At 71.8% G+C, this 15,850-nt stretch carries 11 protein-coding genes; 9 read left to right on the forward strand and 2 right to left on the reverse strand.

Annotated features, from left to right (window positions below; all coding sequences use genetic code 11):
- Positions 1–45: 45 nt before the first annotated feature.
- Positions 46–1,794: a malto-oligosyltrehalose trehalohydrolase gene (treZ, locus tag ACFXOM_RS09220; RefSeq protein WP_384946575.1), complete on the reverse strand. Its 1,749-nt coding sequence runs from the start codon at positions 1,792–1,794 to the stop codon at positions 46–48.
- Positions 1,795–1,896: 102 nt separating this feature from the next.
- Between treZ and ACFXOM_RS09225 the strand changes: the two genes are divergently transcribed.
- The gene (locus ACFXOM_RS09225) at positions 1,897–3,264 is read left to right on the forward strand and encodes a GH1 family beta-glucosidase (RefSeq protein ID WP_384933406.1); all 1,368 of its coding nucleotides are present in this window, start codon (positions 1,897–1,899) and stop codon (positions 3,262–3,264) included.
- Between the two features lie 249 nt (positions 3,265–3,513).
- On the opposite strand, the gene ACFXOM_RS09230 is transcribed toward ACFXOM_RS09225, so the two are convergent.
- Entirely contained in the window at positions 3,514–4,395 is an 882-nt protein-coding gene (locus tag ACFXOM_RS09230; protein ID WP_385037514.1) for a GNAT family N-acetyltransferase, read from the reverse strand.
- Between the two features lie 292 nt (positions 4,396–4,687).
- On the opposite strand from ACFXOM_RS09230, the gene ACFXOM_RS09235 reads away from it, so the two are divergent.
- The 8 genes from ACFXOM_RS09235 (at position 4,688) to ACFXOM_RS09270 (ending at position 15,846) form a co-directional block, all read left to right on the forward strand.
- Positions 4,688–5,236 (forward strand): FHA domain-containing protein, encoded by a 549-nt coding sequence (locus tag ACFXOM_RS09235; protein ID WP_385037517.1) that lies wholly within the window; start codon positions 4,688–4,690, stop codon positions 5,234–5,236.
- Positions 5,237–5,803: 567 nt separating this feature from the next.
- The gene (locus ACFXOM_RS09240; protein ID WP_384933397.1) at positions 5,804–6,643 is read left to right on the forward strand and encodes a universal stress protein; all 840 of its coding nucleotides are present in this window, start codon (positions 5,804–5,806) and stop codon (positions 6,641–6,643) included.
- A gap of 263 nt (positions 6,644–6,906) precedes the next feature.
- Positions 6,907–8,970, forward strand: coding sequence for a transketolase (gene tkt, locus ACFXOM_RS09245; RefSeq protein ID WP_384933394.1), 2,064 nt, complete (start codon positions 6,907–6,909; stop codon positions 8,968–8,970).
- Entirely contained in the window at positions 8,967–10,040 is a 1,074-nt protein-coding gene (gene tal, locus ACFXOM_RS09250; protein ID WP_384933392.1) for a transaldolase, read from the forward strand. Before tkt ends, tal begins: the two co-directional genes overlap by 4 nt.
- Before the next feature lie 16 nt (positions 10,041–10,056).
- Complete coding sequence (gene gnd, locus ACFXOM_RS09255) at positions 10,057–11,088, forward strand: phosphogluconate dehydrogenase (NAD(+)-dependent, decarboxylating) (protein WP_384933389.1); 1,032 nt, start codon at positions 10,057–10,059, stop codon at positions 11,086–11,088.
- Between the two features lie 3 nt (positions 11,089–11,091).
- Positions 11,092–12,552 (forward strand): glucose-6-phosphate dehydrogenase, encoded by a 1,461-nt coding sequence (gene zwf / locus ACFXOM_RS09260; protein WP_384933386.1) that lies wholly within the window; start codon positions 11,092–11,094, stop codon positions 12,550–12,552.
- A 169-nt stretch (positions 12,553–12,721) separates the two neighbouring features.
- Complete coding sequence (locus ACFXOM_RS09265) at positions 12,722–13,465, forward strand: HAD family hydrolase (protein ID WP_384933383.1); 744 nt, start codon at positions 12,722–12,724, stop codon at positions 13,463–13,465.
- The gene (locus ACFXOM_RS09270) at positions 13,462–15,846 is read left to right on the forward strand and encodes a glycoside hydrolase family 65 protein (protein ID WP_384933380.1); all 2,385 of its coding nucleotides are present in this window, start codon (positions 13,462–13,464) and stop codon (positions 15,844–15,846) included. Before ACFXOM_RS09265 ends, ACFXOM_RS09270 begins: the two co-directional genes overlap by 4 nt.
- Positions 15,847–15,850: the final 4 nt, after the last annotated feature.

Here is a 15,850-nt window from a genome sequence, read left to right on the forward strand (position 1 = left end):
CCGTGGCCCGGGTCCCGCTCGTCGTCAGCGCGGCTCTCACCGTGCTCACCGGTCGGCGAGGACCACACACGACTCGCCCGGCAGCACCAGCAGGCCGTCCTCGCCCGGTGGTTCGACACCGTCCCAGCCGGCCAGTACCCGACCCCCGCTGCCCAGCGGGACGGTGGCCGTCTCCCGGCCGAGGTTCGCGGCCACCCGCAGGTCGCCGCGCCGGAAGACGAACCAGCGGGCCGCCTCGTCGAACGCGACCCGCACCGACTCCAGATCCGGGTCGGACAGGTCCGGTTCCGCGTGCCGTAGGGCGATCAGCTCGCGGTACCAGGCCAGCAGACGGGCGTGCGGCTCCCGGGCCCGCTCGGAGCGGTCCAGGCAGGAACGCTCCCGGGTGGCCGGGTCCTGCGGGTCGGGGATGTCGTCGGCGGCCCAGCCGTGCCGGGCGAACTCCCGGCGTCTGCCCAGGCGAACGGCCTCGGCCAGCTCGGGGTCCTGGTGGTCGGTGAAGAACTGCCACGGCGTGCCGGCACCCCACTCCTCGCCCATGAACAGCATCGGGGTGAACGGCGAGGTGAGCACGAGTGCGGCGGCGCAGGCGAGCAGGCCGGGTGAGAGCCGGGCGGAGAGCCGGTCGCCGAGAGCCCGGTTGCCGATCTGGTCGTGGGTCTGGGCGTAGCCGAGGAAGCGGTGTGCGGGTGTGTGCGTTCGGTCGACGGGTCGGCCGTGGGTGCGGCCGCGAAAGCTCGAGTACGTGCCGTCGTGGAAGAAGACGTGCCCCATGGTCTTGGCCAGGGCCGTGAGCGGAGCTCGTGCGAAGTCGGCGTAGTAGCCCTGCGATTCACCGGTGAGGGCGCAGTGCAGGGCGTGGTGGAAGTCGTCGTTCCACTGCGCGTGCAGGCCCAGTCCGCCTTCCTCGCGGGGTGTCGTGGTCCGCGGATCGCACCGGTCGGACTCCGCGATGAGGAACACGGGTCTGCGGACGTCCGTGGCGAACCGGTCGACCGCTGAGGAGAGTTCCTCCACGAACGTCAGCGCGCGGTTGTCGGCGAGCGCGTGCACCGCGTCCAGTCGCAGACCGTCGAAGCGGTAGTCGCGCAGCCAGGCCAGCGCGCTGTCCGTCAGGTAGGCGCGCACTTCGTCCGATCCCGAGGCGTCCAGGTTGACCGCGGAGCCCCACGGCGTGTGGTGGGTGTCGGTGAAGTACGGGCCGTAGGCGGGCAGGTGGTTGCCCGATGGGCCGAGGTGGTTGTGCACGACGTCCAGGACGACGCCGAGACCGAGGCCGTGCGCCGCGTCGACGAAGCGCTTGAGCGCCGCGGGGCCGCCGTACGGCTCGTGCACCGCCCAGGGCGACACCCCGTCGTAGCCCCAGCCGTGCGTCCCCGGGAAGGGACACAGGGGCATCAGCTCGACGTGGGTGACGCCCAGGTCCGCCAGCTCGGTGAGGTGGGTGGTCGCCGCGTCGAGCGTGCCCTCGCGGGTGTACGTGCCGACGTGCAGTTCGTAGAGGACCGCGCCGGCCAACTCGCGGCCGGCCCAGTCGTCGGTGCGCCAGACGTGGGCGTCCGGCGCGACCACCGCGCTCGGGCCGTCCGGCCCCTCAGGCTGACGCCGCGAGCGGGGGTCGGGCCGCAGCGGGCCGCCGTCGAGGACGAAGCCGTACCGCGTCCCGTCGGCGGCCGCCGCCTCCGCGGTCCACCAGCCGGGCCGCGCCGGGTCCCGGTCCATCCTCCGCTCGGTGCCCTCAAGCCACAGAGCGACCTGTTCCTGCGCATACGGTGCCCATACCTCGAACAGCACTGGTGATCGATCCCCTGTCGTGTAGGTGGCACTAGCACTCGTACCCATCCTGGCAACTCCGGGGTCTGGAGGCGCCGTACTCGCCGGTACTAGGGTCCCGCCATGACATCGCCGTCCGCGACACCGATGCCCGCGTTCCCTCCCGGCTTCCTGTGGGGCGCGTCCGCGTCCGCGTTCCAGACCGAGGGCGCCGCAGACACCGACGGAAAGGGCCCCTCCGGTTGGGATGCCTTCGCCGCGGAGCACGGCCGCATCAAGGACGGTTCCGACGCCTCGCGCGGCACCGCCTTCCACGAGCGCTACCGCGAGGACGTCGCGCTGCTCGACGGACTCGGCGCCGGGGCCTTCCGGTTCTCCATCAGCTGGCCGCGCGTGGTGCCCGGCGGCAGCGGCCCGGTGAACGCCGCCGGACTCGACTTCTACGACCGGCTCGTCGACGAGCTGTGCGGCCACGGCATCGCCCCCGCCCCGACCCTGTACCACTGGGACACCCCGCTGCAGCTGGACGAGGCAGGCGGCTGGCTGAACCGCGACACCGCCGTGCGGTTCGCCGACTACGCGGGGGCCGTCGCGGAGCGCCTCGCCGACCGCGTCCCCATGTGGATCACGATCAACGAACCAGCGGAAGTCACCATGCTGGGCTACGCCCTCGGCGAGCACGCCCCCGGCAAGAAGCTCCTCTTCGACGCGCTGCCCGCCGCCCACCACCAACTCCTCGCCCACGGACTGGCCGTCCAGGCCCTGCGCGCGGCAGGCGCGGGCAACGTCGGGCCGGCAGTCTCCCACTCGCCCGTGCACGCCGCGGGTGACGGCGAGGAGGACCGCTCCGCGGCCGAGGTCTACGACACGCTCACCAACCGGCTGTTCGCCGATCCGCTGCTGACCGGCCGCTATCCCGACGGCTTCGACGGACTGATGCCGGGCCCGGTCGCCGACGACCTGGCCGTGATCTCCCAGCCCCTCGACTGGTACGGCGTCAACTACTACAGCCCCATGCTGGTCGGTGCGCCCGCACCCGATGCCCTCGGCTCGTACGCGGGGTTCGGGATGCCCGCGGACCTTCCCTTCGGGCTGCGCGAGATCGAAGGCGTCCCACGCACCCGCTTCGGCTGGCCGGTCGTCCCCGACGGGCTCCGCGAACTGCTCGTCACCCTCAAGGAAAGGTACGGCGACCGCCTGCCGCCGGTGTACGTCACCGAGAACGGCTGCTCGTACGACGGCGTCGACGACCGCTCGCGCATCGCCTTCCTCGACGGTCACCTGCGGGCCCTGCACCGGGCGGTGGAGGAGGGCGTCGACGTCCGCGGCTACTTCGTCTGGTCGCTGACCGACAACATCGAATGGGTGGAGGGCGCCGCGCAGCGCTTCGGCCTCGTCCACGTCGACTACACGACCATGGAGCGCACCCCGAAGGCGTCGTTCAGCTGGTACCGGGACGTGATCCGCGCCCAGCGGTCGACGGGCCGCTGAGGGGCCTGGCCACGGGTGCGGGCTCAGGGCACCGAACGGGGCCGGCCACACGGACCGCGCGGAGGGGCGCGACCACCCGCTACGACGCGGTGCGGACCGGGTAGCGGCCCGCGTACGCCACGATCGGCTCAGGGGGCTCAGGGGGCTCAGGGGGCTCAGGGGGCTCAGGGGGCTCGGGGGTGACCGGGGCCCACGGTCACTCCCGAACCCGATCAACGGGCGGCAGCGAAACCGCCCCGCCGGGCGGGATCAGACCAGATGGATGCGTTCCTGCACGACGGGATGCCCGGCCTTGGTGAAGTTGCCCGCCATCGGGAAGTTGTGCTGGTCCGTGGCGCCCGCGACGAATTCGGCACCGTGGCGAGCCAGGACGTGCGTGCACTCCACGAGCAGGTCGTAGGCATACCCGCGGCCCCGCTGCTCCGGCACGACACCGATGAAGCCGATGCACGGTCCGGACGGGTTGTGAGCCGGGATGTGCAGCCCGACCAGCTCGCCCTCCCGGGTGTACGCCAACTGCCACCACTCGCGCGGCGACGGGCACCAGCGGAAGAAGTCCAGCTCCTCCTGCGCGGCCTGGTCCAACCCGCCCTCCGCGATGGCCCGCCGTGCGTGCGCGTCCAGCGTCCCGGTGTGCACGCGGCGCAGCACGTCGAGGATGGCGTCGTCGTCCGGCTCGGGACGGAACTCCAGGCGCCCGGGGCGTTCGGGCAGGCCCCGCTCCGGCGTCCACCGGTACTGGAAGCGTTCGACGAGCACCTCCATCCCCGCCGCCTTCGCGGCTCGCAGGCGCGCCTCGGCGGCCGCCGCGAGCGCCGGGTCCTCGCGCCAGCCCGCCGGCAGGATCAGTTCGTACTCGACCTGGAACGGTGACGTGCGCAGCAGTTCGGCGCCCGCCTCCTCCTCGCCTTCGGCCACGTCGAACCAGTTGAGCAGCACGGGCGAGGGATCGTCGGCGCCGCCCCACCAGGCGGCGCGAGCGACGACCCCACCGTCGCGCAGGGCGACGCGCTTCCACTCGGGGCGGTGTGTGGCCCGTGCGAGCGCTCGTCCGGTGCCCAGCGGGTCGGGAAGGGTGTCGAAAAGGTCTGCATCGCGCTCGGAGAGCGCACGGATGACCAGATCGGTCATGGGAAGTCCTCCGGAAGGAACGTGCCTGCTGCGCCCCCGGTCAGACAGTGAACGCCGGGTGGACGGGGCGGGAGCGCGGGAATGGAGTGGTCTGCACTGCACTCGCCTCCTTCCGTCGCTCACGGGCGTCGTGATCACGCTAGACGGTGCGGGCGGGACCCGTCCACCCGTTTGCCCGGGGCGACGTTGGCCCCTCCCCTGCCGGGCGTGCCGTCTACGCCGTGTCACAGCCTCGTTGGTCTGCGCCGTCCGTGCTGGACACCTCGGGGCGGTCAGCCCGACAATCGCCCACGTGACGTCCTCCTACGAGTTCCAGACCTACCCCGCGAGGGCCTCCGACGCCGAGCGGGACCGCGTGCTGGGGATCCTCCGGGAGGGCGCCGTCCAGGGCCGGCTGTCCCACGAGACGTTCGTGCGGCGGATGGAACTGGCCCTGGCCGCGCGCAGGCCCGACGAACTGCAGGCGCTCGTGGCGGACTTGCACACCGAAGGCCGTCTGACGAAAAGGCTGTTCGGTGCGGTCGGGAGGGTCTCCGCGTTCTCCGCGCGCCTCGGCCGTGCCTGGAAGGCCGAGCGGCTGCCCCCGCTGTTGCTGCCCGAGCCCGGCCCGTACCCGCTGCGCATAGGCCGGGACCCGTCCAACGGGCTGCGGCTCAGCCACGAGACCGTCTCGCGCCGCCACGCCGAACTGGTCCTGCACGGCGGTCTCTGGGTGCTGCGCGACCTCGGTTCGACCAACGGCACCACCGTCAACGGCCGTCGCGTCACCGGCTCGGTCGTGGTCAAGGCCAGCGACATGGTGGGCTTCGGGCGGATGGGTTTCCGGCTCGACGCGCGCTGACGCGCGCTGACGCGCGCTGCGGTGCCGGAGCCCGCCCGGTCTGCTGGAGTCGCCGCCCCGTCAGGGTGAGGAACGCCTCATCCACAACCTCCGGGAGCGCATCGGTTGGGCGCACGTGCCGCGCCACGTCCGAGGGCTCCGCCTCCCCACCGACGATCAGCCGGGCCTCCGCCACCGTCTCCGACACGTCTGGGCCGACGGGGTGCACCCCCGGGGCGGTGCCCGCGGCGTCCGTCGCGCGCCGTGGCCACCTTCACCGTGCCGGCCCGTCGTGCTGCAGGTCGAGCCCGCCGTGGCGGCGTGCGCCGGCCGTGTTCTCCCGGGCCACCCTTCCGGGCGCGGCAGCCGCGTTCACCAAGGCGCTGCGGGAATCCTGGGCGCGCGGACCGCGCGAGGCCCGGACCGCACGGCCACCAGGACGCGCGGAGTGGGACTCACCGTCCGTGATGCCCTGAATCGCGCCCCGTCCGGTGCATGGGTAGCTTCGTGATCAGGCGCCCTCTTGCGTGAAGCCCGTGACGGCCCTCGTGACGGCCTTCCGCACGATCCCGAGGCAAGGAGAGCAGCATGTCCCGACCGGTCGCTGTGGGAGTGGACGGCTCAGAGGAGAGCCTGGCCGCGGTGGAGTGGGCCGCCGACGAGGCCGCGGCACGGGGCGCCGGGCTGCGGCTGGTGAACGCCTCACAGTGGCAGGAGCACCTGCTCCAGGGCGTCAAGCCGTCACGGGAGACCACGGCCGAGCGGACCCGGACCCTGGTCGAGGCCGCCGAAGAACGGGCGCGGGCGCGCCACCCGGAGCTCTCCCTCACCACGGAGGAGCGCGAGGACTCCCCCGCCAGCATGCTGCTCGGGGAGGCGGCAGACGCCCAAATGCTGGTGCTGGGCTCGAACGGGCTCGGTGGCGTCGGAGGCTTCATCATCGGTTCGGTGGCGCAGGAGGTCGTGGCCGACGCCCGGAACCCGGTCGTCGTCGTGCGGCCGGACTCCGGCGGACGCCCGGCGGGCGGCGGCGCCATGCGCCGGGTGGTCGTCGGACTGGACGTCCGCGACGTCAAGGCCGAACTCCTGGAGTTCGCGTTCGACTACGCCGCCCGGCACACCGCCCCGTTGCACGTCGTGCACACCTGGCACCACCCGGCCTTCCACCACGACTCGGGGGAGACGGCCGAGCGGGAGTCCGCCCTGGCCGCCGCGGTGCGCCCGTTCCGGGACAGGTTCCCGGCAGTGAAGGTGTCCGAGGAGGCCGCCCCCGGAAGGGCGGGCAGCCACCTCGTCGAGGCGGCGTCGAACGCGGGACTCGTCGTCGTAGGCCGGCGGCGGGCGGCGAGGGGGTCGCACATCGGATCCGTGACGCACGCCGTGCTCCACCACGCGCCCTGCCCGGTGGCCGTCGTGCCCCACGCGTGATGCGCGGCGGACCGGGGGACCAGAACTGGCACGGTTGCGCCTGCCGTACACCCCGGGTGGACCGCAGCACGCGCAGGAACGGTACGGACCGCCACCGTCGCGGGCTTTTCACCCGCGACGGGTGAGTCGGGGCGGGGACGAGCCGGGCACGCTGCGAAGCAGGGGGCCCCACCGCGGCGCTCGACGTGCCGCCGCCGGGCCGGCCCAGCACACCGGGCCAGCCCCAGGACACCGGATCAGGACGCCGAGATCGGACAATGCTCATGACCGACCTGGACACGCTGTCGGTGAACACCATCCGCGGGCTCTGCATGGACGCAGTCCAGAAGGCGGAGTCCGGGCATCCGGGCACCCCCATGGGGATCGCGCCCGTCGCCTACACGCTGTGGCAGCGGTTCCTGCGGTTCGACCCCCAGGACCCCATCTGGCCCAACCGGGACCGCTTCGTCCTCTCCGAAGGACACGCCTCGACCCTGCTGTGGGCGCTGCTGCACCTGACCGGGGTCCGCGCGGTGGATCCCGACTACGAGGTACTGGGCCGCCCCGCGGTGACGCTCGACGACCTCAAGTCGTTCCGCCAGCTCGACTCCCGTTGTCCCGGGCACCCCGAATACCGCTGGACCAGCGGCGTCGAGTCCACGACCGGGCCACTGGGGCAGGGAGTGGCCACCTCCGTCGGGATGGCGATCGCCGGCACGTGGCTCGCCGGTCGGTACAACCGTCCGGACTTCCCGCTCTTCGACTTCGACGTGTACGCGCTCGCCGGGGACGGTTGCATGATGGAGGGCATCTCCTCGGAGGCCGCCTCGCTCGCGGGCCACCTCGGGCTGTCCAACCTCTGCTGGATCTACGACTCCAACCGGGTCACCATCGAGGGTCACACCGACATCACCTTCACCGAGGACGTCGCGGCCCGCTTCCTGGCGTACGGCTGGAACGTCACCACCGTCGCCGACGCCAACGACCTCGACGCCGCCGCGCGGGCCTTCCACACCTTCCGGGCCGAGACCGAACGCCCCACCCTGATCGTCGTGCACAGTCACATCGGTTACGGCTCGCCCGTCGAGGACTCGCCGCAGGCACACGGGGCGCCGTTCGGAGCCGACGGCGTGCGCGCCACCAAGCGTTTCCTCGGGATCCCCGAGGACGAGCAGTTCTGCGTGCCAGAAGCCGTCCGCGAAGGGTTCGCCGAAGGCATCGGCGCCCGGGGCGCCGCATTGCGCACCGAGTGGGAGAGCCTGCTCGACGGCTACCGGGCTGCCCATCCCGAACGGGCCGACGAACTGGAGCGGATGCAGCGCCGGGAGCTGCCCGACGGGTGGGACCGTGGTCTTCCCGAGTTCCCCGCCGACCCCAAGGGCGTTGCCAGCAGGGAGTCGTCGGGAGACGTGCTGAACGCCGTGGCGCAGCACGTGCCCTGGCTCGTCGGGGGTTCCGCCGACCTCTCGCCGTCCACCAAGACCCGTCTCACCTTCGGCGACGCGGGGGACTTCGAGCCCGGCAACCCCGCCGGACGCAACCTCCACTACGGCATTCGCGAGCACGCGGCCGCGGCCGTCGCCAACGGCATGGCCCTCACCAAGCTGCGCCCGTACTGGTCGGGATTCCTGATCTTCTCCGACTACGCCAAGGCCGCCATCCGGCTGTCCGCCCTGATGGAGATCCCCGTACTGCACATCTTCACCCACGACTCCATCGGCGTCGGTGAGGACGGACCCACCCACCAGCCGGTCGAGCAACTCGCAGGACTCCGGGCCATGCCGGGGCTTCTCGTCTTCCGGCCGGGTGACGCGGGCGAGGTCGTCGAGACGTGGCGCGTGGTCGCCGCGCTCCGCCACGAGCCCGCCGCGCTGGTCCTCTCCCGCCAGGCGCTGCCCACCCTCGACCGGACCCGGCTCGCCCCCGCCGCCGGGGTGGCGCGCGGTGCCTACGTCCTGGCCGACCCTCCTTCCGGCGATCCGCAGGTGATCCTGCTCGCCACCGGGTCAGAGGTGTCCCTCGCGCTGTCCGCGCGGGAGGAACTCGCCGCAGGGGGCATCAGGGCACGGGTCGTCAGCATGCCCTGTTGGGAGCTGTTCGACCGTCAGCCGCGGGAATACCGGGACGAGGTCCTGCCGCCGTCGGTGACCGCACGGGTCGGCATCGAGCAGGCGTCGACGTTCGGATGGGAGCGGTACGTGGGCGATCGCGGCGCCATGATCGGTATGCACACCTACGGCGCCTCGGCGCCCCTGAAGCAACTGCTCACGGAATTCGGGTTCACACCGCAGCGGGTGGCGCAGGTCGCGCGCGAGTTGGTGACGGCCCGCGAGGAGGCGAGGGCGTGAAGGCGACGGAAGCACTGCGGCAGCACGGGCAGAGCCTGTGGCTGGACAACATCACGCGCGGCATGCTGGATTCGGGAAAGATCCAGCGGTACGTCGACGCGTACTCGGTCACCGGCCTCACGTCGAACCCGTCCATCTTCGACAAGGCCATCGCGTCGGGCGACTACGACGCTGCGATCGCCGAAGGGGCCACCCGCGGCCTCTCCGGTGAGGAGCTGTTCTTCGAGCTCGCTCTCGAGGACCTGCGCCGGGCGGCGGACCTGTTCCTGCCCGTCCACGAGCGTACGGACGGCGTGGATGGCTGGGTGTCCCTCGAGGTGTCCCCGGAGCTCGCCCACGACACCGCGCGCACGGTCGAGGCCGCCAAGGAGCTGTTCGAGCGCGCCGGCCGGCGCAATCTGTTCATCAAGATTCCCGGCACCAGGGAAGGGCTTCCGGCGATCACCGAATGCATCGCCTCCGGGGTGCCGGTGAACGTCACCCTGCTGTTCTCCGCGGACCAGTACCGTGCCGCCGCGAACGCCTACCTGGACGGTGTCGAACGCCGTGCCGAGCAGGGCGTCGACCCGGCCGTGGGTTCCGTCGCGTCCGTGTTCATGTCCCGTTGGGACGCCGCCGTCGCCGACCGTGTGCCGCAGGAGTTGAAGGACCGGCTCGGCCTGGCCGTCGGGCTCGACACCTACCGTGCGTACCGCTCCTTGATGGACTCGGACCGGGTGCAGCGGCTGGAGAACGCGGGCGTCCGCATGCAACGGCTGCTGTGGGCCAGTACCCGCACCAAGGACCCGGAGGCCTCCGACACCCTCTACGTCCACGGGCTGGCGGCGCCGTTCACCGTCAACACCATGCCCGACACCACGCTGGAGGCCTTCTACGACCACGGCGAGGTGGGAGAACCCATGCCGGCCGACGGCGGGGACTGCGACGAGGTACTCGCCCGGTTCGCCGCGGCCGGCGTGGACGTCGAGGCACTCGCCGCCCTGCTCCAGCGGGAAGGAGCCGCATCCTTCGTCGCCTCCTGGGGCGACCTGATGGCACGGATGTCCGCCCAGAGCTCTGCACTCACCTGAACCGGGGAGGCCGGTCATGACCACGGACACACCCACCCAGCTCGGCATGATCGGGCTCGGCCGGATGGGCGCCAACCTGGTGCGCCGGCTGATGCGCGACGGTCACACGTGCGTCGTCTTCGACCTCGATCCCGGCTCGGTCCGGGAATTGGAGAAGGAGGGCGCCACCGCGTCGTCCTCGCTCCAGGACCTCGTCGAGAAGCTGGACCCGCCCAGGAACCTCTGGATGATGCTGCCGGCGGGCGTCGTCCAGCCGACCCTCGACCAACTGTCCGCGCTGCTGGACGTCGACGACACCATCATCGACGGCGGCAACTCCTACTACCGGGACGACATCGCCCGCGCCAAGCAGTTGCAGCCCCGCGGCATCCACTACGTCGACTGCGGGACCTCGGGCGGCGTCTGGGGCCTGGAACGCGGCTACTGCCTGATGATCGGTGGCGAGGACACGGCGGTGGCCCGGCTGGACCCGCTCTTCCGAAGCATCGCCCCCGGCACGGGCACGGCCGAACCCACTCCGGGCAGGACCCGGTCCGACGGCACCGCTCCCGCGGGCTACCTCCACTGCGGTCCGAACGGCGCCGGCCACTTCGTGAAGATGGTCCACAACGGGGTCGAGTACGGCATGATGGCCGCCATCGCCGAGGGGCTGAGCATCATCAAGCACGCCGACGCAGGCCTGCGGGGCCGGACCGTCGACGCCGAGACCGCCCCGCTGCGCGAGCCGGAGGCGTACCAGTACGAGATCGACGTCGCCGAGGTCGCCGAGGTCTGGCGGCGTGGTTCGGTCGTCGGCTCGTGGCTGGTCGACCTGGTCGCCGACGCGCTGGCCCGCTCCCCACAGCTCGACCAGTACACCGGGCGGGTGTCGGACTCCGGGGAGGGCCGCTGGACGGTTCTGGCGGCGGTCGACGAGAGCGTGCCTGCGCCCGTCATCACCAGCTCGCTGATGCAACGCTTCGAATCGCGCGGCCTCGGCGAGTTCACCGACAAGGTCCTTTCCGCGATGCGCGGCGAGTTCGGCGGACACGCCGAGAAGGCGGGGTGACCCGTGGCCGCCTCCACAGAGTCGGACGGTCGTCCCACCGTCCCAGATGACCACGTGATCGTGCTGTTCGGTGCGACCGGCGACCTCGCCCGGCGCAAGCTGCTGCCCGGCCTGTTCCACCTCGCCAAGGCGGGGCTGATGCCGCGCCGTTTCCGTATCGTCGGCTCGGCGCCGGCCGCGGTGGCGCCCAGTGACGACGACTTCCGCAAGCGGGCGCGGGAGGCCGTCGCGGAGTTCGGCAGTTCGAAGCCCGAGGGGCCGGCCTGGCGGGACTTCGAGGACGCGCTGTCCTTCGGAGCAGCCGACCCGGACGCCCCCGAGCCACTGCTCGCCGCGGTCCGGGAGGCCGAGCGGGCCGTCGGCGGCAGCCCGCGCCGACTGTTCCACCTCGCAGTGCCGCCGAAGGCGTTCTCCTCCGTCGTCCAGTTGCTCGGCGCGACCGGACTCGCCGACAACGCCAGGGTCATCGTGGAGAAGCCGTTCGGGACGGACCTCCCCTCGGCCCGCGCCCTCAACGCGACGATCCACGCCGTCTTCGACGAGTCCCGGGTCTTCCGCATCGACCACTTCCTCGGCAAGGAATCGGTCGACAACATCCTCGCCCTGCGGTTCGCCAACGGTCTCTTCGAGCCCATCTGGAACCGGGACCACATCAGCCACGTGCAGATCGACGTCCCGGAGAAGATCGGCATCGAAGGTCGAGCCCAGTTCTTCGAAGGCACCGGGACCTTCCGCGACATGATCGTCACCCATCTCTTCCAGCTCATGGGCTTCGTGGCGATGGAACCGCCGACCGCCTTCGAGGCGAAGTCCCTGCGGGACGAGAAGAACAAGGTCTTCCAGAGCATGCGGTCGCTCGACCCGGCCCACGTCGTTCGCGGCCAGTACGAGGGCTACCGGGACGAGCCGGGTGTGGACCCGCAGTCGGACACCGAGACGTTCGTCGCCCTGCGCGTGGAGCTCGACAACTGGCGCTGGGCCGGTGTGCCGTTCTTCCTGCGCTCGGGCAAGTCCCTCGCGCAGGGCCGGCACGTCGTGACCCTCGGCTTCCGGGAACCCGCCCTGCGCATGTTCCCGCTGTCCGCACGGGGAGGTGTGCAGAAGGGCCGGAACAACGAGCTGGTGGTCGACTTCGCCGACCCCGGACGGGTCGCAGCCCGCTTCCTGGTCAAGGAGCCCGGCCCGGAAATGCGGCTGGACGAGGTCGAGATGGTGTTCGACTACGCCACCTCGTTCAACTCCATGTACGCCCTGGAGGGGTACGAACGACTCATTCTCGACGCGATGCTCGGCGACCAGTCCCTTTTCACCCGCGCCGACGGGATCGAGCGCCTCTGGGAGGCGTCCACGGTGCTGCTGGAGCAGCCGCCGCCGGTTGAGACCTACGCCCCCGGGTCCTGGGGGCCCGCGTCCATCGACCGGCTCATCGAGCCGTACCACTGGAGTCTGCCGGACGGCCACTGACGTCGGGTGGCCAACCGACGCGGTCGGCGGCCGGGGCGGCACCGCGCGGAGGCGGTGTCCGCCCCGACTGCTCCGTATGGCACCTCCGGCATCATCCCCACGGGCTACGCCTGGCGTGCTGGCGGCATCCGCAGCCCCGGGGACCGCAGCCCCCTTCTAGCCTCGACGCATGCTGGGGCTTCCGGATCACGTACGTACCTGCCTGTTCGATCTCGACGGTGTCCTGACGCGCACCGCGAAGGTCCACGCGGCCGCGTGGAAGCAGATGTTCGACGACTACCTTCGCCGGCGCGCCGACCGCGAGGGAACCGACTTCGTGCCGTTCGACGCCGTGCGCGACTACGACGAGTACGTGGACGGCCGGCCCCGCGAGGACGGCGTCCGCACCTTCCTCGCGGCGCGCGGCATCGAGCTGCCCGACGGCTCGCCCGACGACGGTCCGGACCGGGAGACCGTGATCGGGCTCGGTACCCGCAAGAACGACCTGGTGCTCACGAAGATCCGTGAGGAGGGCGTGGAGGCGTACGAGGGGTCGGTGGCCTACGTCACGGCCGCCCGCGACGCGGGGCTACGGCGCGCCGTGGTGTCGTCGAGCGCCAACTGCCGCGACGTCCTGGTTGCCGCCGGCATCGACGACCTCTTCGAGGTGCGCATCGACGGCATCGTGGCCCGTGAGCAGAGGCTGCGCGGAAAGCCGGAGCCGGACACCTATGAGGCCGGGGCCCGCGCCCTGGGCGTGGAACCGCGGTCCGCCGCGGTCTTCGAGGATGCCCTCGCGGGCGTACAGGCCGGCCGGGCCGGCGGGTTCGGGCTCGTCGTGGGCGTCGACCGCTCCGGGCAGGCCGAGGAGCTCCGGCGCCACGGCGCAGACGTCGTGGTGAAGGACCTCGCCGAACTGTTGGAGTCGCGATGATCATCCATCCCAGTTACGCGGTCGAGCCGTGGTGCCTGCGTGAGACCGAGCTGAACCTCGACGTCCTCGCCCAGAGCGAGTCCCTGTTCGCCCTGGCCAACGGGCACATCGGATGGCGCGGCAACCTCGACGAGGGCGAGCCGCACGGACTGCCGGGCGCCTACCTCAACGGAGTCCACGAGCTGCACCCCCTGCCGTACGCGGAGGCCGGCTACGGCTACCCCGAGTCCGGCCAGACGCTGATCAACGTCACCGACGGCAAGATCATCCGCCTGCTCGTGGACGACCACCCCTACGACCTGCGCTACGGCGAGCTGACCACCCACGAGCGGGTGCTGGACTTCCGCACCGGGGTGCTGAGCCGCACGGCGGAGTGGACGTCGCCGTCCGGCCGCACCGTGCGCATCACCGCCCATCGGCTGGTGTCGCTCACCCAGCGGGCCATCGCGGCGATCCGCTACGAGGTGGAACCGCTGGACGACGAGGTCACCGTGGCCGTCCAGTCCGAACTGGTCGCGAACGAGCAGTTGCCGCACGAAGCCGGTGATCCGCGGGTCGCGGCGGCGATCGAGTCCCCGCTGGAGCGGGAAGACCACTTCGCCCAGGACACCCGGCTGCGCCTGGTGCACCGTACGAGGAAGAGCGGACAGCGGGTGGCCACGGCGGCCGACCACATCGTCGAAGGGCCCGAGGGCACGACCCTGTCCTCCGAGAGCGAGCCCGACGTCAGCAGGCTCACGGTCACGGCCGCGCTGGCCCCGGGGCAGCGGCTGCGGCTGGTGAAGTACGTGGGCTACGGGTGGTCCGCGGAGAGGTCCCTGCCGGCCGTCCAGGACCAGGTGGCCGGAGCGGTCGCCGCCGCCCGCAGTACCGGCTGGGAAGGTCTCCTCGCGGAACAGCGCTCCTACCTGGACCACTTCTGGTCCTGCGCGGACGTCGAGGTGGAGGGGGACGCGGAGGTCCAGCAGGCCGTCCGCTTCGCCCTGTTCCACGTGTTCCAGGCCGCTGCCCGCGGCGAGGAGCGGGCGATCCCCGCCAAGGGACTGACGGGCACCGGCTACGACGGTCACTCGTTCTGGGACGTGGAGTCCTTCGTCCTGCCGGTGCTCACGTACACGGCTCCCCAGGCCGTCGCCCCGGTGCTGCGGTGGCGGCACGCGACCCTGCCCGCCGCCCGGGACCGGGCCCACCAGCTCGGGCTGTCCGGGGCCGCGTTCCCCTGGCGCACCATCACCGGGGCGGAGTGCTCGGCCTATTGGCCGGCGGGTACGGCCGCGTTCCACGTCAACGCGGACATCGCCGTGGCCGTGGTCCGCTACGTGCACGCCACCGGGGACGACGAGTTCGCGCGGGGACCGGGCCTGGACCTGCTGGTCCACACCGCGCGCCTGTGGCACTCGCTCGGCCATCACGACGCGGACGGCGTCTTCCACATCGACGGCGTCACGGGTCCCGACGAGTACAGCGCCATCGCCCGTGACAACGTCTTCACCAACCTGATGGCACGGCGGAACCTGCTGTCCGCGGCGGAGGCGGCGGGACGCCACGTCGACCGCGCCGAGGAACTGGGCGTCGACGACGAGGAAGCGGCGGCCTGGCGGGACGCCGCGGACCGGATCGCCGTGCCGTACAACGAGGCGCTCGGCGTACACGAACAGTCGGCCGGTTTCACCAGCTTCCAGCGCTGGGACTTCGACGGCACGTCGGCGGAGCAGTACCCGCTGCTGCTGCACTTCCCGTACTTCGACCTCTACCGCAAGCAGGTGGTGAAGCAGGCGGACCTGGTCCTGGCCATGCTGACCTGCGGGGACCGTTTCACGGACGACGAGAAGGCTCGCAACTTCGCCTACTACGAGGGCCTGACCGTGCGGGACTCCTCGCTCTCCGCATGCATCCAGGCCATCATGGCCGCCGAGACGGGCTACCTGCGGCTGGCCTACGACTACCTGGGCGAGGCCGCCCTGATGGACCTGGAGAACCTGGAGCACAACACCCGCGACGGGCTGCACATCGCCTCCCTCGCGGGCACCTGGATGGCGCTCGTCCTCGGCCTCGGGGGGATGCGCCAGTACCGGGGCGAGGGCGGCCCGGACGTCGGACTCAGATTCACGCCCTGGCTGCCCGAACGGCTCAGCCGGCTGAGGTTCACCGTGCTGGTGCGCGGTCGTAGGCTCCGGGTGGACATCGGCAGGTCCGCCGCCCGCTACACGCTGGTGGAGGGGGATCCGCTGCAGTTCCTGCACCACGGGGAGCCGTTCACCGTCGAGGTGGGCGAACCGGTGGAACGCCCCCTGCCCCCCGTGCCGGTACAGCCCGAGCCGCAGCAGCCCAAGGGGCGCCGGCCGCTCGACCGCACGGTGGCGGGGGAGGCGCTCGGCTGATCCG

It is taken from the genome of Streptomyces sp. NPDC059169 (assembly GCF_042755225.1).
In the GTDB taxonomy this organism is placed as follows: Bacteria; Actinomycetota; Actinomycetes; order Streptomycetales; family Streptomycetaceae; genus Streptomyces.